The 20,846-nt window shown below is 70.7% G+C and carries 14 protein-coding genes and 1 riboswitch; of the genes, 5 read left to right on the top strand and 9 right to left on the bottom strand.

Translation table 11 applies throughout. The annotated features are described in order from the left end of the window. Positions 1–29 precede the first annotated feature (29 nt). Positions 30–2,861, top strand: a complete 2,832-nt coding sequence (gene gcvP, locus A5705_RS22905; RefSeq protein WP_068280249.1) for an aminomethyl-transferring glycine dehydrogenase — start codon at positions 30–32, stop codon at positions 2,859–2,861. 17 nt (positions 2,862–2,878) lie between these two features. On the opposite strand, the gene A5705_RS22900 is transcribed toward gcvP, so the two are convergent. The 9 genes from A5705_RS22900 to A5705_RS22860 all read right to left on the bottom strand — a co-directional run bounded on the left by A5705_RS22900 (position 2,879) and on the right by A5705_RS22860 (position 15,511). Next, on the bottom strand, positions 2,879–3,739 hold the full coding sequence (locus A5705_RS22900) for a haloalkane dehalogenase (RefSeq protein ID WP_068280246.1): 861 nt from the start codon (positions 3,737–3,739) through the stop codon (positions 2,879–2,881). Positions 3,740–3,819: 80 nt separating this feature from the next. Next, entirely contained in the window at positions 3,820–5,892 is a 2,073-nt protein-coding gene (locus A5705_RS22895) for a substrate-binding domain-containing protein (RefSeq protein ID WP_068280243.1), read from the bottom strand. Between the two features lie 92 nt (positions 5,893–5,984). Beyond that, entirely contained in the window at positions 5,985–8,186 is a 2,202-nt protein-coding gene (locus A5705_RS22890; protein ID WP_067882856.1) for a malate synthase G, read from the bottom strand. A gap of 300 nt (positions 8,187–8,486) precedes the next feature. Then, positions 8,487–9,536: a hemolysin family protein gene (locus A5705_RS22885; protein WP_067882857.1), complete on the bottom strand. Its 1,050-nt coding sequence runs from the start codon at positions 9,534–9,536 to the stop codon at positions 8,487–8,489. Beyond that, the gene (locus A5705_RS22880) at positions 9,533–10,903 is read right to left on the bottom strand and encodes a hemolysin family protein (RefSeq protein WP_068280240.1); all 1,371 of its coding nucleotides are present in this window, start codon (positions 10,901–10,903) and stop codon (positions 9,533–9,535) included. The genes A5705_RS22885 and A5705_RS22880 overlap by 4 nt, the downstream gene beginning before the upstream one ends. 171 nt (positions 10,904–11,074) lie before the next feature. Then, positions 11,075–12,511: a GuaB1 family IMP dehydrogenase-related protein gene (locus tag A5705_RS22875; RefSeq protein WP_067882859.1), complete on the bottom strand. Its 1,437-nt coding sequence runs from the start codon at positions 12,509–12,511 to the stop codon at positions 11,075–11,077. Positions 12,512–12,556: 45 nt separating this feature from the next. Then, a complete protein-coding gene (gene gndA, locus A5705_RS22870) occupies positions 12,557–14,023 on the bottom strand; it encodes an NADP-dependent phosphogluconate dehydrogenase (protein WP_068280236.1) in 1,467 nt (488 codons plus the stop codon). 103 nt (positions 14,024–14,126) lie between these two features. After that, entirely contained in the window at positions 14,127–15,077 is a 951-nt protein-coding gene (locus tag A5705_RS22865) for a M56 family metallopeptidase (protein ID WP_068280233.1), read from the bottom strand. Between the two features lie 14 nt (positions 15,078–15,091). After that, positions 15,092–15,511: a BlaI/MecI/CopY family transcriptional regulator gene (locus tag A5705_RS22860; RefSeq protein ID WP_067882862.1), complete on the bottom strand. Its 420-nt coding sequence runs from the start codon at positions 15,509–15,511 to the stop codon at positions 15,092–15,094. Between the two features lie 290 nt (positions 15,512–15,801). Here A5705_RS22860 and A5705_RS22855 point away from each other — a divergent pair, with 290 nt between their 5' ends. The 4 genes from A5705_RS22855 to A5705_RS22840 form a co-directional block, all read left to right on the top strand. Further along, entirely contained in the window at positions 15,802–16,218 is a 417-nt protein-coding gene (locus A5705_RS22855; protein WP_067882863.1) for a PaaI family thioesterase, read from the top strand. A gap of 353 nt (positions 16,219–16,571) precedes the next feature. Continuing rightward, a riboswitch (guanidine-III (ykkC-III) riboswitch) is annotated at positions 16,572–16,639 on the top strand. 117 nt (positions 16,640–16,756) lie between these two features. Next, complete coding sequence (locus A5705_RS22850) at positions 16,757–17,920, top strand: agmatinase family protein (protein WP_067882864.1); 1,164 nt, start codon at positions 16,757–16,759, stop codon at positions 17,918–17,920. A 615-nt stretch (positions 17,921–18,535) separates the two neighbouring features. Next, complete coding sequence (locus tag A5705_RS29075; protein ID WP_068280231.1) at positions 18,536–19,900, top strand: PPE family protein; 1,365 nt, start codon at positions 18,536–18,538, stop codon at positions 19,898–19,900. 5 nt (positions 19,901–19,905) lie between these two features. Continuing rightward, a partial coding sequence (locus A5705_RS22840) for a PPE family protein (protein ID WP_156763210.1) occupies positions 19,906–20,846 on the top strand: 941 nt, incomplete at its 3' end.

The raw sequence follows: 20,846 nt of genomic DNA, 5'->3' as shown, positions 1-20,846 counted from the left end.
GCCAGTCCCTCGACCTCAGGAGTTCGCGAGTGCCCGACCAATCAACGTTCGCAGACCGGCACATCGGCCCCGACAGCCAGGCCGTCGCGGCCATGCTCGCCGTCATCGGCGTGGAGTCGTTAGACGAGCTGGCATCGAAGGCGGTTCCCACCGGCATCCTGGACCGGCTCGTCGACGGCGGCGCCGCCCCCGGCCTGGAGCAGTTGCCGCCGCCCGCCAGCGAGGCCGAGGCGCTGGCCGAGCTGCGGCGCCTGGCCGACGCCAACACCGTGGCCGTGTCGATGATCGGGCAGGGCTACTACGACACGCTCACGCCTCCGGTGCTGTTGCGCAACATCATGGAGAACCCGGCCTGGTACACCGCCTACACCCCGTATCAGCCGGAGATCAGTCAGGGCCGGCTGGAGGCGCTGCTGAATTTCCAGACGATGGTGGCCGACCTGACGGGCCTCGAGGTGGCCAACGCGTCGATGCTCGACGAGGGCACCGCCGCGGCCGAGGCCATGACCCTGATGCACCGCGCGGCGCGCGGCTCCAACCGGCTCGCGGTGGACGCCGACGTCTTCGCCCAGACCGCGGCCGTGCTGGCCACCCGGGCCAGGCCGCTGGGCGTCGAGATCGTCACCGCCGACTTGCGTGACGGCCTCCCGGACGGTGACTTCTTCGGGGTCATCACCCAGTTGCCCGGCGCCAGCGGCCGGGTCACGGACTGGTCGGCGCTGGGTGCCGCCGCCCACGACCGGGGCGCGCTGGTCGCCGTCGGCGCCGACCTGCTGGCGTTGACGCTCATCACACCGCCCGGCGAGATCGGTGCCGACGTCGCGTTCGGCACCACCCAAAGATTCGGTGTCCCAATGGGATTCGGCGGCCCGCACGCCGGCTACCTGGCCGTGCACGCCAAGCACGCCCGCCAGCTGCCGGGGCGGCTGGTCGGGGTGTCGTTGGATGCGGACGGGTCACCGGCCTACCGGCTGGCGCTGCAGACGCGTGAGCAGCACATCCGCCGCGACAAGGCGACCAGCAACATCTGCACCGCACAGGTGCTGCTGGCGGTGATGGCCGCGATGTACGCCAGCTACCACGGCGCCGACGGGCTGACCGCGATCGCGCGGCGGGTCCACACCCAGGCCCGCAGGATCGGTGCGGCACTGGGTGCCGCGCTGGTGCACGACACGTTCTTCGACACCGTCTTGGCCCGGGTCCCCGGGCGCGCCGACGAGGTGCTGGCGGCGGCGAAGGCCCACGGCATCAACCTGTGGCGCGTCGACGCCGACCACGTGTCGGTGGCCTGCGACGAGGTCACCACCGACGAGCACGTGGCCGCGGTGCTGCAGGCGTTCGGGGTTCAGCCCGCCGAGCCGGAGTCCGTCGGCATCGCCACCCGCAGCTCGGAGTTCCTCACCCATCCCGCATTCACGCAATACCGCACCGAAACCGCGATGATGCGGTACCTGCGCACGCTGGCGGACAAGGATGTCGCCTTGGACCGCAGCATGATTCCGCTGGGCTCCTGCACGATGAAACTCAACGCGGCCGCCGAGATGGAACCGATCACCTGGCCGGAGTTCGCCCGCCTGCACCCGTTCGCGCCGGCCTCCGACACCGCGGGGATCCGCCGGCTGGTCGCCGACCTGGAGAGCTGGCTGGTGCAGATCACCGGTTACGACGCCGTCTCGCTGCAGCCCAACGCCGGCTCACAGGGCGAGTACGCGGGCCTGCTGGCGATCCACGACTACCACGCCAGCCGGGGCGAGCCGCACCGCGACATCTGCCTCATCCCGTCGAGCGCGCACGGTACCAACGCCGCGTCCGCGGCGCTGGCCGGGCTGCGGGTGGCCGTGGTCGCCTGCCGCGAGAACGGCGACGTCGACCTCGACGACCTGCGGGCCAAGGTGGCCGAGCACGCCGACCGGCTGGCCGCGCTGATGATCACCTACCCGTCCACGCACGGCGTCTACGAGCACGACATCGCCGAGATCTGCGCGGCCGTGCACGACGCCGGCGGTCAGGTCTACATCGACGGCGCCAACCTCAACGCGCTGGTCGGGCTGGCCCGGCCCGGGAAGTTCGGCGGCGACGTCAGCCACCTGAACCTGCACAAGACGTTCTGCATCCCGCACGGCGGCGGCGGGCCGGGCGTCGGCCCCGTCGCGGCGCGCGCGCACCTGGCCCCGTTCCTGCCGGGCCACCCCTACGCGCCGGAGTTGCCCGGCGGCCACGCGGTGTCGTCGGCGCCCTACGGGTCGGCCTCCATCCTGCCGATCACCTGGGCCTACATCAGGATGATGGGCGGCGGAGCAACTAGCGGCCTGCGGGCGGCCTCACTGACCGCGATCGCGTCGGCCAACTACATCGCCCGGCGGCTCGACGAGTACTTCCCGGTGCTCTACGCAGGGGAGAACGGCATGGTGGCCCACGAGTGCATCCTGGACTTGCGCGGCATCACCAAGTCCACCGGCGTGACCGTCGACGACGTGGCAAAGCGCTTGGCGGACTACGGCTTTCACGCGCCCACCATGAGCTTCCCGGTGGCAGGCACGCTGATGGTGGAGCCCACCGAGAGCGAAACCCTGACCGAAATCGACGCCTTCTGCGAGGCCATGATCGCCATCCGCCGCGAGATCGACCGCGTGGGCTCGGGGGAGTGGTCGGCCGACGACAACCCGCTGCGGGGAGCGCCACATACCGCGGAGTGCCTGCTGGTCTCGCACTGGGATCACCCGTACACCCGCGAGGAGGCGGCCTACCCGCTGGGCAAAGGCTTCCGGCCCAAGGTGTGGCCGCCGGTGCGCCGCATCGACGGCGCGTACGGCGACCGCAACCTGGTGTGCTCCTGCCCGCCGGTGGAGGCGTTCGCCTAGGTTGTCGCCGCGGCCGGTCAGCCGAAGCGCTCGATGGTCGCCGCGGCGATCCGGTCCGGCGCGTCCTCCTGGATGAAGTGCTTGGCGTCGGGCAGCTCGACCACGACGTTGTCGGGAAACGTCGCGCGCATCCGCGGGAGTGACGTGCCGGGCCGGAAGGCGAAGTCCTTCATGCCCCAGACGAACAGCGCCGGCTTGTCGCCCAGTTTGGCCGGCACCTCACGGGCCAGGCGGGCCAGCAGCGGATGGGCGGCCAGGATCTGCTTGGGCATCTCGGCCACGCCCTTGCGCGCCTCCGCGCTGGGTTGCACGGCGCGGTAATGCTCCATCACCGCCGCGCTCGGCCGGTGCTGGGTGCCCGCCGGGACGAGCCGTTCGACGAAGAAGTTGTGGTGCAGGATGGCGTACTGCATCGGCGGGCTGGACATCACCCGGCTGAACGCCTTGGTCGAGAACGTGTCCGCCGGCCAGAACCAGGTGTTGCCCAGCACGACGCCGCGCACCCGGTCGGCGCGCTCGACGGCGACCGCCATCCCGATCGGGCCGCCCCAGTCCTGGCCCATGGTCAGGTAGCCGTCGAGCCCGAGGTGATCGACGAATTCGCCGACCACCCGCGCGTGCTCATCGATCTTGTATCCGTATCCGGCGGGTCGCTCGGACAGCCCGAACCCGAGGTAATCCGGTGCGATGCAACGGAACCGGTCACGCAGCGCGACGATGATGTTCCGGTACAGGAAGCTCCACGTCGGATTGCCGTGGCACAGCAGCAGGGGCGGGCCGTCGCCCTCGTCGACGTAGTGCAGACGCCCCCGCGAGCTGTCGAACCACCGCGACTCGAACGGATAGAGCTGGGGATCCGGGGTGAAATCGACCTGCATGACGCTCCCTTCGGCAACGCCCACGATCGTATGCGGAAGGGGTGACAGCGCCGCGTCAGCCGTGCTCGCCCCCGACGCCCTCAGCTCAAGAAAGTGTTGATGGCGGCGACCAGGTCCGGTGACGCCGACGTGGACAGGTTCTGGTATCCGCCGCCGCTGAGCTGCGCGACGGCTTCCCAGGTGGAGCGGTCCGGGTCACTGCCGAAGTCGATGACGTTGACCGCGATCGGCTTGGCCGGGTCAGCGCTCTTGCGGATGAAATCCTGCAGTCCGGCGCCGTCCAGGGTTTGGTCGGTGTGCGGTCCGGAGGTGATCACCAAGATCGAATTCGCCTGGCCCGCATGATAATTGGTCTGCAGCTCCTGGTAGATCATGCGCAGGGTGGTGAACGAAACCGCGCCGCCGGCCGACGAATACTGCTTGTCCAGCGCGGCCGCCAGCGCCGCCGAGCGCGGTTGGCCTCCGGCGGCGCCGACGGGGTCGCCCAGCGGTCCGCCCGGCACCTCCGAGCGGCCCTCGTGGCCGTCGAAGGTCCACAGGCCCACGCTGGCGCTGGGCGGCATCGACTTGATCTTGTCCCGAAGCGCCGCGATCACGTTGGCGAGCCGGGTCTTCCCGCCCTCGTCGACCGGCATCGACTGGTCGAGCATGATGGTCGCGGCCAGTCCGCTCGCCGGGGCGGCCATGGCTTCGGCCAGCGTCGCGCGCATCGCGTCGTCACCCACCGACAGGGTGGCGGGCAGCGCCGCGAAACTGGTCACCGGGCTGCTCGGCGGGTTGACCCCGTTGACCCGGAAACCGGCCTTGGCCAGCTTCGCGAGTTGCTCGGGCTTGCGCAGGTAGCGGTCGAACCCGCTGGCGGCGGAGGTCTGCTCCGGCGTCAGCCAGGGGCCGCTGAGCAGCACCGTGGGGTAGTCGGCGACCGGCGCGGGGCCGCCCGGCAGCCACGAGGCCAGCGTGCTCTTGGCATCGGACAGCGATTGGCCGCGCTGGAACAGTTGCTGCTCGGTGGTCAGCACCGCGTGCACCGGCGCGGCCGCCGCGTCGCCGGGCTTGAGCAGGGCGTTGAACGCCTCGGTCAGGGAGTTGTCGGCCAGCTTGGGTTGGGCGCTCAACAAGGCGCGGACGGCGCCCGTGCCCTGGGTGGGCGGCGCGCCCGCCGGAACCGACGCGGCCGCGACGGCCTCGCCGGCCAGATACGACGCGTCGCCGTTGCCGTTCGTCGGCAGCGCCAGCCGCAGCGACCCCCACGTCGGCAGGTTCACCGCGGCCAGCCCGTTCGGGTTGGTTTGCAGGCCCGGCAGCGCCGCCCAGTTCTGGTTGCCCAGCGCCTGCCCGAGCTCGGGCCGGACGGCGAGCATGACCGGCGACGTCACCAGCGAATGGCTTTCGGTGATCGTTTTCTGGCCCGCGGTGGCGGCGAGCCGCGCGGCGGACACCGAGCTGCCCGGGATCCACAACGCCGGCTGCCCGCCCAGATCTGCGGGCCACTTGCCGGCGAACCCGTTGAGCACCGCGTCGGAACCGGCCGGTTTGACGTTCACCACCATGCAGTGGTCGCCGACCGGGCCGGCCGTGGAGTTGTAGCTCTGGGCCAGCTGCTGCACGGGATCGGAAATCGACGGGTCGGCGATGACGGCGACCGACTCCTGACCCCCGACGCAGCGGGCGGCGGCGTTGTGCGACCGGTGGGACAACGCGTCGCCGAAGAAGCTCCACAGGATCACGGTGCCCACCACGACGACCACGGCGACGAGCGCGACGATCACCCCGATGCTGACGCCGCGGCGCCCGCCCTCGCTGCGGTGGCCGCCGAGCCGCTCGCCGAGCCCCCGGTGCCCGCCCCGTAACCGGGATGACAGCGACGGCGGGGAGGCCGGCGGCTCGTCGCCCGCCGGGCCCTGCCTGCGCGGCGGGAATTCCGGATAGTCGTCGGCGGTGCCGTCCGCGAACGTGTCGTCGGCGGGATGGGCCGCCTCGCCGCGCGCGGGAAAGTTCTCGTCGGCGAAGTCGTCGTGCCAATAACGGTCGTCGGCCGCGGCGTCGCGGTAGTGGTGACCGGTGTCCTCGGCGGCGTCCTGATCACCGGCGACGTATTCGTCGGCCGGCCGGTCGACGGAGTCCTCCGGGTCGGGCATGCTGTGCCTACCCATACCGGTGCCCGCCGCCTTTCCGTCGACTCGTCATGGACTCGGCGCAGATTCTAGTCATCAGAGGCACTGCTCACCGCATTGTCGAGCCGGTTTCACCCACCGGCGGCGCGGGCTTTGAATTCGCGCCGGCGCCGATGCAGGATCGGCTCGGTGTAGCCGTTGGGCTGCTGTGCTCCGGACAGGATCAGCTCCTGGGCGGCCAGGAAGGCGATGCTGTCGTCGAAATTCGGCGCCATCGGCAGGTACTTGGGATCACCGGCGTTCTGCTGATCGACCATCGGGGCCATCCGCTCCAGGCTCGCGCGGACGTCCTCGCTGGTGATCACGCCGTGCTTCAGCCAGTTGGCCAGCAGCTGGCTGGAGATCCGCAGCGTGGCGCGGTCCTCCATCAGCGCGACGTTGTGGATGTCCGGCACCTTCGACGACCCGACGCCCTGGTCGATCCAGCGCACCACGTAGCCAAGGATGGATTGGCAGTTGTTGTCGACCTCCTCGCGGATCTCCTCGGAGGCCCACGCCAGCTCCTTGGCCAGCGGGATGGTCAACAGCTGCTCGATGCTCGCCCGCTTCTTGCCCGCCAGTTCCCGCTGCACCGCGATGACGTCGACCTGGTGGTAGTGCAACGCGTGCAGGGTGGCCGCCGTCGGCGACGGCACCCAGGCGGTGCTGGCACCCTGCTTGGGCTGGCCGATCTTTTGCTCGACCATGTCGGCCATCAGCTCGGTCATGGTCCACATGCCCTTGCCGATCTGGGCGTGACCGGCGAAGCCCGCGGCCAGGCCGGTGTCGACGTTGTTGTCCTCGTAGGCCAGGATCCACGGTTGGCTCTTCATCGTGCCCTTGCGCACCATCGGGCCGGCCTCCATCGAGGTGTGGATCTCGTCGCCGGTGCGGTCCAGGAACCCGGTGTTGATGAACACGATGCGGTCGGCGGCGGCCTTGATGCACGCCTTCAGGTTGACGGTGGTGCGCCGCTCCTCGTCCATGACGCCGACCTTCAGCGTGGTCTGCGGCAGTCCGAGCACGTCCTCGACCCGGCTGAACAGTTCGGTGGTGAACGCCACCTCGTCGGGGCCGTGCATCTTGGGCTTGACGATGTAGATGGAGCCGGTGCGGCTGTTGACCAGCGGCCCGTTGGCGTCGGTGGCCTTGAGGCCGTGGACCGCGCACAGGCCGGTGAACAGCGCGTCCTGGATGCCCTCGAAGATCTCCGTTTCTTCGCCGCCGTCGGTGCTCAGAACGATTGCGTCGTTGGTCATCAGGTGCCCGACGTTGCGCACGAAAAGCAGCGCGCGCCCGGGCAGCACCAGCTCACCGCCGTCGGGGGTGGTGTAGTTGCGGTCCTGGTTGGGCACCCGCGTGAACGTCTTGCCGTCCTTGTCCACCTCGGCGGCCAGGTCGCCCCGCATCAGGCCGAGCCAGTTGCGGTAGGCCGCGGTCTTGTCGTCGGCGTCGACGGCGGCCACCGCGTCCTCGAAGTCGATGATCGTGGTCACCGCCGACTCCAGGACGACGTCCTTGATGCCGGCGCGGTCGGTCCGGCCGACGGGCGACTCGGGGTCGATCAGGATCTCGATGTGCAGGCCGTTGTTGATCAGCAGCACCGACCAGCTGGGGGAGCCGAGCTCGCCGCTGTATCCGACGAACTTCTCGGGCTGGGCGAGCCCGACGGATTCGTCGCCGAGGGTGACTTCGAGCCGGCCGTCGGCGATGCTCAGGCCCGTCGCGTCCGCCCAGGAACCCGACGACAGCGGCACGGCCCCGTCGAGGAACTGGCGGGCATAGGCGATCACCTTGTCGCCGCGCACCCTGTTGTAGCTGGTGCCCTGTTCGGCGCCGTCGGTTTCGGGGATCACGTCCGTGCCGTAGAGGGCGTCGTACAGCGAGCCCCAGCGGGCGTTGGCGGCGTTGAGCGCGAAGCGGGCGTTGGTCACCGGCACCACCAGCTGGGGGCCCGCGGTGGTGGTGATCTCGGGGTCGACGCCGGACGTGGTGATGCTGAAGTCGTCGGGCTCGGGCAGCAGATAACCGATCTCGGTCAGGAACTCCCGGTAGGCCTCGGTGTCGATCGGCTCGATGACCCGCTGCCGGTGCCACTTGTCGATCTGCGCCTGCAGCTCGTCGCGGCGGTTCAGCAAATCCTGGTTCTGCGGCGTGAGGTCGGTGACGACCTTGTCGACACCGGCCCAGAAGCTGTCCGGGTCGATTCCGGTGCCGGGCAGGGCCTCGTTGTTCACGAAGTCGTAGAGCACCTTGGCGACGCGCAAGTTCCCCACCGACACGCGGTCAGTCATGTTTCTCCTCCATAAATGGGCTCCTCAGGGGCCAAGCGGAACCTCACCGGCCACAACAGGCATCGTCGTCAGCCTACCGACCGGCAGCCCGACGACAGTTACCCGGGCGACCCGCAACAGCAGGTCACGCCCGGGCTCCAGCCACAACGATGGCGCCGCGGCGGGTCCCGAGGGTCGCTTCTGGCAACGCATGTTCCGCGGGCCGGGACCCTCTGCTCTCCAGCATTTCCTTGACTGGTAGCCGTTGCAGATCATACGGCCTGCGCGCGGGCCCACCCATCCGCCGGGCCCGGCGGGCGGCTATGCGTCGCGCATGGCCCCGACGAGGTCTTCCACCAGATCCTCCATGGCCACCATCGCCACCACGTCGCCGGTGACCCCGTTGTCGGCCGTCACCAACGCCAGGTGGCTGTTGCTGCGGCGCATCCGCGACAGCGCGTCGGCCAGCGGCAACGATCGGGGAACCCGCGGCAGCGGTCGCACCAGCGCCTGGTCGATCACCGTCTTCGGGTCGTCGTCGAGCGTCAGCACGTCCTTGATGTGCAGGTAGCCGACGAACTTGCCGTCGAGATCCGCGACGGGGAACCGGGAGTAGCCGGTTTGCGCCAAGGCCTCCTGGACCGCGCCGACGGTCGGCCCGGAGCCGGGCGCGGCCACCCGCACCGCGCGGATCGCGGCGAGCGGCCGCGCGACGTCGCCGACCACACGGGTGCGAAGCTGCAGCGCCCGCGTCAGCCTGCCGTGCTCCTCGGCGTCCAACAGGCCCTCGGACACCGACTCGCTGATCATCACCCGCAGTTCCGTGGTGGAGACGGCGATGTCGAGCTGCGACTTGGGCTCGACGCGCAGCGCGCGCAGCACCACGTTGGCGCAGTTGTCGTAGAAGGTGATGAACGGCCGCGCGAACCGCACATACACCAGGTAGGGCGGGACCAGCAGCATCGCCGTGCGCTCCGGGCCGGCCAACGCGATGTTCTTCGGCACCATCTCACCCAGCAGCACGTGCAGCGTCACCACGATTCCCAGCGCGATCACCAGCGACACCGTGTGCAGCAGCGCCGGGTGCATGCCGGTGAGCCCGATCGCCCTGCGCAGCAGGTTGGCGACCGCGGCCTCGCCGACCCGTCCGAGCAGCAGCGAGGCGACCGTCACCCCCAGCTGCACGCCGGCCAGCATGGCCGGGAGGTTCTGGCTCGCGCGGATCACCGTGACGGCGCGCGCCTTACCCTGCTCGGCCAGGGTTTCGAGGCGGTCGCGGCGGGCCGAGATCAACGCGAATTCGGCTGCGACGAAGAACGCGTTCACCCCGATCAGCAGGACCGCCACCAGCACCGCGAGCAGGTCGTTCATCGGGGGGCCCGTCCGGCGGCGGTTTCGGCGCGGCGGTCCAGCCGCTGCAGCTCGAGCACGTCGATCCGCCGACCGTCCATCCGGACCACCGTCGCCTGCCAGCGCATCGAGGAGTCCAGCAGGCCGTCGGCGTCCAGGGCGGTCAACTCCACGGTTTCCCCGGCCGCCGGGATGTGGCCGATCTCGCGCAGCACCAGGCCGCCGATCGTCTCGTACGGCCCTTCGGGGGCCCGGAATCCGGTGGCGGCGGCCACCTCGTCGATGCGCAGCAACCCGTTCACCCGCCAGCCGGCGCCGGCCGGGACGACGTCGGGGGTGGCGTCGTCGTGTTCGTCGCGGACGTCGCCCACGATCTCTTCGATCAGGTCCTCGACCGTCACCATGCCGGCCGTGCCGCCGTACTCGTCGACGACCATCGCGGTTTGCAGTGGGTTGGCGCGGATCTCGGCCATCACCGCGTCGCCGTCCAGCGTCGAGGGCACCACCGGAACGTGTTGCGCGAGGGTGGTCAGCAAGGTGCGCGGACGCTCGCCGGGCGGCACCGCGAACACCTGCTTGACGTGCACGATGCCGACGGTCTCGTCGAGGTCGCCGTCGACGATGGGGAACCGGGAGAACCCCGACTCGGCGGCCGCCGCGACCAGGTCGGCGACGGTGTCGTCGGTCTGCAGTGCCACGATCTTCGACCTCGGCGTCATCAGTTCCTCGGCGGTCAGCTCGCCGAACTCCAGCGATCGCCGCAGCAGCACGGCCGTGGCCGCGTCCATGGTGCCGCTGCGGGCCGAGCTGCGCACCAGTGACGCCAGCTCCTGCGCCGACCGGGCGGAACGCAGCTCCTCGGCCGGCTCGATGCCCAGCTGGCGGACGATCCAGTTGGCCGCGCCGTTCGTCAACCGGATGGCCGGGGTGAACAGCAGCGAGAACAGCAACTGGAAACCCGCGACGGCGCGGGCGCTCGACAGCGGGCGCGCCACGGCGAGGTACTTCGGGACGAGCTCACCGAACACCATCGACACCGACGTCACGATCACCAGCGCCAGGAACGCGATGATCCCGTCGGCCAGCCCGTTGGGAATGCCGAGGGAGCTCAGCGCCGGATGCGGCAGGTCCGCCACCAGCGGCTCGGTCAGGTAGCCGGTGGCGAGCGTGGTGGTGGAGATGCCCAACTGGGCGCCCGACAGCTGAAAAGACAGCCGCTGCTGGGCGCGCTGGATGAGGCGGTCGCGGCGGCTGCCGGCGCGAACGTTGGCGTCCACCACGCTGCGGTCCAGCGCGGTCAGCGAGAACTCGGCCGCCACGAAGACCCCGTTGGCGAAGATGAGCAGCGCGATGGCCAGCAGGCTGACCGCGGTGAGGGCGACGTTCACGGCCGCTTCCTGCGGACGGCCCGGGCCGGTGGTGGGGCGTCGGCGCGTGCCTGCGGCACGTCATCCCTTTCCTCGGTGCGACGCAGCGCTTTGCTGCCAGGGAGAAAACTCACGTGAATTCACATGTTAGCCAACACGTACCGGGCAGATCGACCGTCGGCGGCTCAGCGCTCACCAGCCCAGCGGCAGCGGGTGGCCCTCGGCGAACCCGGCGGCCGACTGCACCCCCACGACGGCGCGCTCGTGCAGCTCGGCCAGGGTGGCCGCGCCGACGTAGGTGCAGGTGCTGCGCACGCCCGAGGTGATGTGGTCGATCAGGTCCTCGACGCCGCCGCGGTCGGGGTCCAGCCCCATCCGCGCCGTCGAGATGCCTTCCTCGAACAGCGCCTTGCGGGCGCGGTCGAACGCGGTCTCCTCGCCGGCGCGGGCGACCACCGCCCGTTTGGACGCCATGCCGTAGCTCTCCTTGTACGGCTGGTCGTCGCGGTCGCGCATCAGGTCGCCGGGCGACTCGTACGTGCCGGCGAACCAGGAGCCGATCATCACATTCGACGCCCCGGCGGCCAGCGCCAAAGCCACGTCCCGCGGGTGCCGGATGCCGCCGTCGGCCCACACGTGGCCGCCCATTTCCCTTGCCGCCGAGGCGCATTCGAGCACGGCCGAGAACTGCGGGCGACCGACCCCGGTCATCATCCGGGTGGTGCACATCGCGCCCGGCCCGACGCCCACCTTGACGATGGTCGCCCCGGCGCCCAGCAGATCACGGGTGCCCTCCGCCGACACCACGTTCCCCGCCGCCAGCGGCAAGCCCAGGTCCAGCCCGGCGACCACCTTGATCGCGTCCAGCGTCTTGACCTGATGCCCGTGCGCGGTGTCGATCACCAGCACGTCGACGCCGGCCTCGGCCAGCGACCGGGCCTTGGCGCCGACGTCGCCGCTGATGCCGACGGCCGCGCCGATCCGCAACCGCCCCCGGGCGTCGGTGGCAGGCGTGTACAGGCCGGCGCGCACGGCCCCGGTCCGGGTGAGCACTCCGGCCAGGGTGCCGTCGCCGTTGGTCACCACCGCGACGCCGATGGGGGCGTGCTCGAGCAGGTCGAAGATCTTGCGCGGTTCGGTGCCCAGCGGAGCGGTGACGACGTCGGTCGCGACCACGTCGCGCACCCGGGTGAAGCGGTCCACGCCCTGGCAGGAGGATTCGCTGACCACGCCGATGGGGCGGCCCTCGAACAACACGACGGCCACGCCGTGCGCGCGCTTGTGGATGAGCGCCATCGCGTCGGACACCGAGTCGTCGGGCTCCAGCACCACCGGGGTGTCGAGCACCAGGTCGCGGCTCTTGACGAACTGCACCGTCTGCTGCACCGCGGTGATCGGCAGGTCCTGGGGCAGGATCACGATGCCGCCCCGCCGCGAGACCGTCTCCGCCATCCGCCGCCCGGCCACCGCGGTCATGTTGGCGACCACCACGGGAATCGTGGTGCCCGAGCCGTCTGCGCTGGACAGATCGACGTCGAAGCGCGACGCGATCTCGGACCGGTTGGGCACGATGAACACGTCGTTGTAGGTCAGGTCATACCCCGGCCGGTGCCCGTCCAAGAACCTCATGACAGTCGACTGCCCCCTTTGCGCCCTCTTACACGCGAGCCGCGCTCAGGCGGGCACTTCGCTGCGGTCACCGCTCCAGAGCGTGTGGAAGCGCTTGTCCGGATCGGCGTCGGTGCGGCCGTAGGTGTGCGCGCCGAAGAAGTCGCGCAGCCCCTGGGTCAACGCCGCGGGCAGCCGCTCGGTGCGCAGCGCGTCGTAGTAGGACAGCGCCGAGGAGAAACCCGGGATCGGGATGCCCAGCCGGGTGGCGGTCACCACGACGCGACGCCAGCCGTCGATCGCGGCCTCGATCGCGCTGCGGAAGTACGGCGCGACGATCAGCGTCGGCAGGTCGGGGTCCTCGTCGAAAGCGTCCTTGATCCGGTTGAGGAACTTCGCCCGGATGATGCAACCGCCGCGCCAGATGGTGGCCAGGTCGCCCGGCGTGATGCCCCAGTCGTATTCGGCGCTGCCGGCCTGAATCTGGTTGAACCCCTGGGCGTAGGCGATGATCTTCGACGCGTACAGGGCCTGGCGGACATCCTCGACGAATTGCTTTGCATCGCTTGGCTTTTCACCCAACTCGCCCGAAGCCAGCCCGGTGGTGGCCTTGCGCTGGGTCACCGAGCCCGACAGGGCCCGGGCGAACACGGCCTCGGCGATGCCGGTCACCGGCACACCCAGGTCGAGGGCGGACTTGACGGTCCAGCGGCCGGTGCCCTTCTGCTCGGCCTCGTCGAGGATGACGTCGATGAGCGGCTTGCCCGTCTTGGCGTCCTTCTGCCGCAGCACCTGCGCGGTGATCTCGACCAGGAAGCTGTCCAGATCGCCCGAGTTCCACTCGTCGAACACGTCGGCGATCTCGTCGGCGGTCTTGCCGAGCCCGTCGCGCAGCAGCTGGTAGGCCTCGCCGATCAGCTGCATGTCGGAGTATTCGATGCCGTTGTGCACCATCTTGACGAAATGTCCGGCGCCGTCGGGCCCGATGTGGGTGCAGCACGGCACCCCGTCGACGTGTGCGGAGATCTCCTCGAGCAGCGGGCCCAGCGACTTGTACGACTCGGCCGGACCGCCAGGCATGATCGAAGGCCCGTTGAGCGCGCCCTCCTCGCCGCCGGAGATGCCGGCGCCGACGAAATGCAGCCCGCGCTCGCGCATCGCCTTCTCGCGGCGGATGGTGTCGGTGTAGAGGGCGTTGCCGCCGTCGATGATGATGTCGCCTTCCTCCATGGCGTCGGCGAGCTCGTTGATGACGGCGTCGGTGGGGTCGCCGGCCTTGACCATGATGAGCACCCGCCGCGGCTTCTCCAGCGCGTCGAGGAACTCCGCGATGGTCTCCGAGCGCACGAAGTTGCCCTCTCCAAGATCCGAGCCGTGCTCGCGGAGCAGCGCGTCGGTCTTGGCGACGGACCGGTTGTGCAGCGCGACCGTATAACCGTGGTGGGCGAAATTGCGGGCGATGTTCGAACCCATGACCGCAAGGCCGGTGACGCCGATCTGCGCGGTACCCGTATTCGAATCGGACGAACTCATGTGTTGGCCTCTCAGGCTGGGAGGGGATTCGAAAGTCTTTCTGTGCCACTGTTGCACAGCGGCCACGTCTCCGCCCGGGGTGCTTGGCTGCCGGTCGCCGGCGTCAGACGTTGAACAGCCGGCGCAGCTCGGTGAGCCACGGGACCACCAGCGCGATGGTCGGCACCACCATCACGGCGGCCGCGGCCAGGTACGCCGCGGCCGAGAGCTTCAGGCTGTTGCCGCGCCCGGACAGCCGGCGCACCCGCACCACCGTGCTGGGGCCGCCGACGGCCAGCGCACCCGACGGCGCCCGACCCGACGCACAGGCGACCAGCGCCCGGGCCAGGGGGGTGCGACCGGTGGCGCGCACCGCGGCGTCGTCGGCCAACAGTTCGACCAGCAGTTGCACCGCGCGCAGCGCGTTGGTGCTACGGACGAGCCGCGGGAAGGCGGCGTGCACCGCGGTGAACGCCTCCAACACCAGATCGTGGCGGGCCCGCAGGTGGGCCCGCTCGTGGGTGAGGATCGCCGCGACTTCCTCGTCGGCGAGCGTTTGCAGCGCGCCCTCGCTGACCACGACCCGGCTCCGGACGCCGGGCAGGCAGTAGGCGAGCGGCTGCCGGACATCCAGGATGCGAAGGTCGCGCGTGCGGGCACACGGCTGGGCGGCGGCCGCGCCATGCCCGACCCCGACCAGGTCGACGACCATGCGGTGATGGGCCCGCCGGCGCCGATTGGCGATGGCCACCCGCAGGACGGCAACCATCAACCGGGCGCCGACCACCACGGTCAACGCGAAGACGGCGATGTATGCCGTCCACAGCGGCCAGCCGAGCCGGCCCGCGGCGCCGACGATGCCGGCGGTGGGCCGCCCGTCGGGCCCGGGCACGAGCAGCCTGCTGGCGATCGCGATCCCGGCGCTGAACGCAGACAGCACCGCGGCCAGGGCGACGGCCTGCCAGAGCACCATCGCGGCGCGGGGTGCGCGTAGGGGCCACGTCGCGCGTGCCAACAGGGCCGGCGCGGGGCCGACCAACAGCACCGCGAGGATGGTGAAGGCCAGCGCTGCCACGCTGCCAGTCTCCCTCAGTCCTCCGCCGCTGCGCCAGCCGACGGCGTGTCGTCGCGTTGATTGGCTTCCAGCTCGTCGAGGGCGCGCCGAAGCGCCTCGGCCTCGTCGGCGCCGACCCGCTCGACGAAGTGCACGAGCGCGGCTTGCCGGTCCCCGGAGTCCTCCGCCTGCGCCAGCGCGTCGACCATGAGCCCGGCGACCAGCTCGTCGCGGCCGTGCACCGGCGCGTACCGGTGGGCGCGGTCGTCGCGGATCTGGGAGACCAGGTTCTTCTTGGCCAGCCGTTGCAGGACGGTCATGATCGTCGTGTATGCGAGGTCGCGCCGCGCCGACAACGCCTCGTGGACTTGGCGAACGGTTTGCGGTTCGGCCGTGGACCACAGATGGTCCATCACGGCGCGTTCCAGATCGCCCAACCGGGTCAGCTTGGCCATAGTGCGTTCATCTCCTGAGCGTCGAAACCAGCGTACTCCGCTTACTACTGCCGGTCGTACCAACGCGGTCACGTCGCGTCGCGTTTCGCCGGGAAGCTCTTGCGAAATTAGGGCAGCCTTGCCTATGCTAATGGCGGTCGAGCGACAATGACCGCGGCAGAGTCCTGAGGGCTGCAGCGACCCCCGGTCTACTCGATCGGCGAGCCCCGCGCCCAGCGCGGGGCTCGCCCGTTTTCGGGCGGCCGTTCCGCCCCGCCGGCCGCCGGTCGGCAATGGTGTAGACACATAACGTGCCACCGCCGCCCGACGCGATCCTGCCGCCGAATTTCACCGCGCCGTTCGACACCGAGCTGGGGCTGCGGTTCACCGAACTCGGACCGGACGGCGCACGCGCCCAGCTCGAGGTCACCCCGAAACTGCTACAGCCGATGGGCCTGGTGCACGGCGGTGTCTACTGCTCCATGGTCGAGAGCATGGCCAGCGTTGCCGCCTACACCTGGCTCAACGCCAACGGCGACGGCGGCAACGTGGTGGGCGTCAACAACAACACGGACTTCCTGCGCTCGATCGGCTCGGGAACCGTGCACGGCAGCGCGGAGCCGATCCACCGTGGCCGGCGCCAGCAGCTCTGGCTCGTCACGATCACCGACGCCGCCGATCGGGTGGTGGCCCGCGGCCAGGTGCGCCTGCAGAACCTCGAGGCGTAATTCCCAGCAAGTTCCCAGCGCTCGACCAGTCGTCACGTAGGCTGCCGGCGGCGCGGCGGCCGGGCTGCGAAAATGCCTGCTCCGCAACGGAAATCACGACCCGCGGTGGCCGGTTCTGCGCGCCGCCCCGGAGCGGTTCTTCGTTGCGTTCGGCCGACGCCTCGCCAACGTCTCGGCTTCGCGGGGGCCGGATGCGCGGCAGCGTCTGCGTGAAACGCATTGCTGTGCAACGCCTTTCACCCAGCGCATGAATGCGGCGAAGCCCGGGACCGGCGGGTGGGACGGAGCCGATCGCCGCGGTGCGACACGGCCGCCGCCGAAAGTTGCCCCCGCCGAACGAGCCGGTACCTTCAATAGCGGCGCGCCGCAGGGGCCGCCCGGACGAGTTCGCCGTACCCGGAAAGCGACAAGACGGCGACCGCGGGATGCCTGACGCGCCGGTTCACCCAAAACTGGTCCCTGGACCTGTCTTCCGCTTAGACGCCGGTCGTCGGGGCATCCTCCGCCGTGAATTGGTTCGCGACGAGAGGACACATTGATGACAAACCCGTTCGCCGGTCAGGCCGACATTCCCAACCGGGAAGGCAGCTGGGCACAGCAGGCCGAGGCGGAACTGCCCACCCGGCGGCATCGCGAAGAGATCGAGCGGTGCCTCGCCCACGGCCTCGAGGCCGCCCCGACGATCAACGACCGCACGCTGTCCACCTTCTCCCGCGGTGAGCTGCCGCACTTCGCCGGGGAGCGCGGAACGTTCCTCAAGTGCCCGTTCCTGGAGGACGTGCACGACGTGGGCGACGCCGAGGTGGCGGTCTTCGGGGCGCCCCTGGATGCCGGCACCACCTACCGGCCGGGCACCCGGTTCGGCCCGATGGGGATCCGCCGCTCGACCAACCTGTTCGGCACCTACTGCTACGAGCTGGGGGTCGACCTGCGGGAGCAACTCAACATCGTCGACATCGGCGACGTGCTGACGATCCCGGCCAACATCGAGAAGTCCTTCGACCAGATCAGCCAGGCCATGTCCCACGTTGTCTCCCAGGGCGTGTTCCCGGTGATCCTCGGCGGCGACCACTCGATCGGATTCCCGACCGTGCGGGGCCTGGCCCCGCACATGGACGGCAACGTGGGCATCATCCACTTCGACCGCCACGTCGACACCCAGGAAACCGACCTCGACGAGCGCATGCACACCACCCCGTGGTTTCACGCCACCAACATCAAGAACGCGCCGGCCACCAACCTGGTGCAGATCGGCATCGGCGGGTGGCAGGCGCCGCGCGCCGGGGTTCAGGTGGGCCGGCAGCGGGGTAGCACCGTGATCACGGTCGGGGACGTCGAGCGCGTCGGGATCGAGAAGGTCGCCGAGATCGCCCTCGAAACGGCGTGGAAGGACGCCAAGGCGGTCTACCTGTCGTTCGACATCGACGTCATCGACGCCGGCTTCGTGCCGGGCACCGGTTGGCCCGAGCCCGGCGGGCTGTTGCCGCGCGAAGCGCTCAACCTCATCCGGCTGATCTCCGAACCCGGGCTGAACGGGATCGAGGTGGTGGAATGCTCGCCGCCCTACGACTGGGCCGAGCAGACCGCGCTGATGAGCAGCCGGGTCATCCTGGACAGCCTGGCCGTGATGGTGCGCGCCGGAAAACTCGGCAAGAAACCGGCCGCCATGAAGCGACACGCGTGGGGACCCTATAGCGACTAGCCCCGCCCCGCGGGTTCCGACGGACCCTCCGCCCGGATGGCGGCCATTGCTTGCCGAGTATGGCAATGGCAATGCCATCCGGACGGACGGACGTCTGCGGCGGCATGATCGACCGGCCGCGCTTTCGGGTTGCGGGGGCCACGAGTGTGGGGTCCCCGAGCGGCCCTGAACGCCGCCCTTGAGGTCCCGGCGGCGCGCGCGTCCGGACCGGCGACACGCCTTGTTGTATAAGCATTTTCATCTCGCGTCGGCGTAGTCCGCGGCCCGTCCAGGTCGATCGAGCGGCGCCCCGCGTGGCTCCGGCCACGGCCGGATGGCCGTTAGCTGCGGGGGCGCCGCCGCCAGCATGCCCAGAGCGTCTGGGCGTACCTTCAGCTAATTATCAGGAGTTAACCAGGCTGGTTTCAGCCTGGCGCGCCACCATGTAGTCATTGCGCGCCGATCCAGACGCTGGCATGGCGAAGTGCGCGCCGGTGCGCTGCCGGCCACGTCTCTGCCGAGACCGCACCGCGCGCATTGCCGGGCGTTGAGAAGCCAGCGTCCAACCATCGTTCGCGCAGGCACGGCTGCCGGGAATGTGTGCGCCCGCGCCGGGTGGGCTTGTCAGGGGGAGTTGTGACGCTGGATTTTGCGGCATTGCCGCCGGAGGTCAACTCCGGACGCATGTACGCGGGGCCGGGCCCGGGGCCGATGGTCGCCGCCGCCGCGGCCTGGGACGGGTTGGCCGCGGAGCTCACCATCGCGGCACGTTCGTATCGCTCGGCGATTTCCGAGCTCACCGGCGGCCCGTGGGTGGGCCCGTCGTCGGCCACGATGGTCGCCGCGGTGACCCCGTACCTGTCCTGGATGAGCGCAACGGCCGCGCAGGCCGAGCAGACGGCCGGTCAGCTCAAGTCGGCGATCGCGGCGTACGAGGCCGCGTTCGTGGCGACCGTGCCGCCACCGGAAATCGAGGTGAACCGGGCGCTGCTGGCGGCGTTGGTGGCCACCAACTTCCTGGGGCAGAACACCCCCGCGATCATGGCCACCGAGGCGCAGTACGCCGAGATGTGGGCCCAGGACGCCGCGGCGATGTACGGCTACGCGGGCGCGTCGGCGGCGGCCACGAAGCTGATCCCCTTCGGCATGCCGCCGCAGACCACCAACCAGGGCGGGACGGCCGCCCAGGCCGCCGCGGTCAGCCAGGCCGCCGCGGCCGCGACGGGTCCCGGCGCGCAGTCCGGCCTGACGCAGGCGATGAACCTGGTGCCGGCCGCGCTGCAGGGCCTCGGGTCCGGGGGATCGTGGGACCCGATCTCGTTCGTGGAGGACGTGCTGGGCACCACCACCGGCCAGGCGCTCAACACCTTCACCACCGACACCGGCAACTGGGCCCTGGTCATCAGTGGGCCGTTGTTCACGGCGTCGGGCATCACACCTCTGCTGGGCGGCCTGTACGGGCTGGCGGTTCCGCAGGCCGCGGGCGTGGCCGGCGACGTGGCGCCCGCCGCGGGGCTCGGTTCGCTGGCGGGTTCGGTCAACCCGGGGGTGGGCGGGTCCGTCGCCGCGAGCGCGGGTGGGGCGGGCTCCGTCGGCAAGTTGTCGGTGCCGCAGTCGTGGGCGTCGGCCACCCCGGGGATCCGGCTGGCGGCCACCGCGACGCCGTTGCCGGCGGCCGGCCCCGGCGGCGCGCCGCAGGCCGGGCCGGGGGGCTTCTTCGGCGGCGTCCCGCCCGTGGGCAGCCTGGTCAACGCGCCCCGCGGCGAGGAGACGCGGGCACGAACCGGGTCGGGCCAGAAGGTGGTCCCGACGATGCCGGGCGAGCAGGGCGCCGACGAGGCGGCCGGGCGGCCCGCGCCGGCGCAACCGGCTCGGCAGCACGTCGCCAGCGCGTTGAGCGACCGGGAGCGCGAAGAGCTCGGCAAGCTGCGCAAGGAGATCGCCGAAGCCGCGATGGAGCGCGACGCGGCGGCGCGCCTGATCAAGGAGGCGATGCTGTGATCGGCCTGGATTTCGCGGGATTGCCGCCGGAGGTCAACTCCGCCCGGATGTACGCGGGTCCCGGCGCGGGGTCGCTGACGGCGGCCGCGGCGGCCTGGGAAGCGCTTGCGGCGGAGCTGAATTCGACCGCGAGCTGCTATCGCGAAGTGGTGTCCGGGCTCGCCGACGGGCCGTGGGTGGGCCCGTCGTCGGGGGCGATGGCCGCGGCGGTGACCCCCTACCTGTCGTGGATGACCGCGACCGCCGCCCAGGCCTCGCAGACCGCCGGTCAGCTCGGCTCGGCGGCCGCGGCCTACGAGGCGGCGTTTGCGGCCACGGTGCCCCCGGCGGAGATCGAGGTGAACCGGGCCTTGCTGGCATCGCTGGTGGCCACCAACACCTTTGGGCAGAACACCCCGGCGATCGCGACCACCGAGGCGCAGTACGCCGAGATGTGGGCGCAGGACGCCGCGGCGATGTACGGCTACGCCGGGGCCTCGGCGGCCGCGACGAGGCTGACGGCGTTCGCCACACCGCCGCCGACGACCAACCAGGCCGGAACAACGGCCCAGGGCCCCGCGGTCAGCAACGCGGCGGCCACCGCCACCGGCTCGAGCACCCAGTCGGCGCTCGCGAACGTGCCGAATCTGCTGCAGGGCATGTCGGCACCGGCGGCCTCGGCTCCCGCGGGCAACCCGATCATCGACTACCTGAACGGGCCGAATCCGATCCTGGACGTGCTGAACAGCTATCCGTTGCAGACGTTCCACACGCTCAGCGCCGGAACGGTCGGTTATCAGATCCTCTCCGAGGGTCTCAACTTCGACGCCTCCGGTTCCTTGCTGACCCTCGCCCCGCCGGTGGCCGCGGCCTGGAACCCGGTGGTGAGTGCGCTGACGCCGCCGGCGGCCGCCGCACCGGCGGCCGGGGCGGCGGCCGGCGCCGCCAGCTCGTCCAACGTGGCGGG

It is taken from the genome of Mycobacterium sp. E787, from assembly GCF_001668725.1.
Taxonomy (GTDB): Bacteria; Actinomycetota; Actinomycetes; order Mycobacteriales; family Mycobacteriaceae; genus Mycobacterium.
Note: the sequence above shows the minus strand (reverse complement) of the source record. Positions and strands in the feature narration are given on the sequence as shown.

What these genes read in the sequence shown, in the direction of transcription:
- A5705_RS22900 (WP_068280246.1), bottom strand. Translation starts at nt 3,739, where the DNA reads ATGCAGGTCGATTTCACCCCGGATCCCCAGCTCTATCCGTTCGAGTCG.
- A5705_RS22895 (WP_068280243.1), bottom strand. Translation starts at nt 5,892, where the DNA reads ATGGGTAGGCACAGCATGCCCGACCCGGAGGACTCCGTCGACCGGCCG.
- A5705_RS22890 (WP_067882856.1), bottom strand. Translation starts at nt 8,186, where the DNA reads ATGACTGACCGCGTGTCGGTGGGGAACTTGCGCGTCGCCAAGGTGCTC.
- A5705_RS22885 (WP_067882857.1), bottom strand. Translation starts at nt 9,536, where the DNA reads ATGAACGACCTGCTCGCGGTGCTGGTGGCGGTCCTGCTGATCGGGGTG.
- A5705_RS22875 (WP_067882859.1), bottom strand. Translation starts at nt 12,511, where the DNA reads ATGAGGTTCTTGGACGGGCACCGGCCGGGGTATGACCTGACCTACAAC.
- gndA (WP_068280236.1), bottom strand. Translation starts at nt 14,023, where the DNA reads ATGAGTTCGTCCGATTCGAATACGGGTACCGCGCAGATCGGCGTCACC.
- A5705_RS22860 (WP_067882862.1), bottom strand. Translation starts at nt 15,511, where the DNA reads ATGGCCAAGCTGACCCGGTTGGGCGATCTGGAACGCGCCGTGATGGAC.
- A5705_RS22850 (WP_067882864.1), top strand. Translation starts at nt 16,757, where the DNA reads ATGACAAACCCGTTCGCCGGTCAGGCCGACATTCCCAACCGGGAAGGC.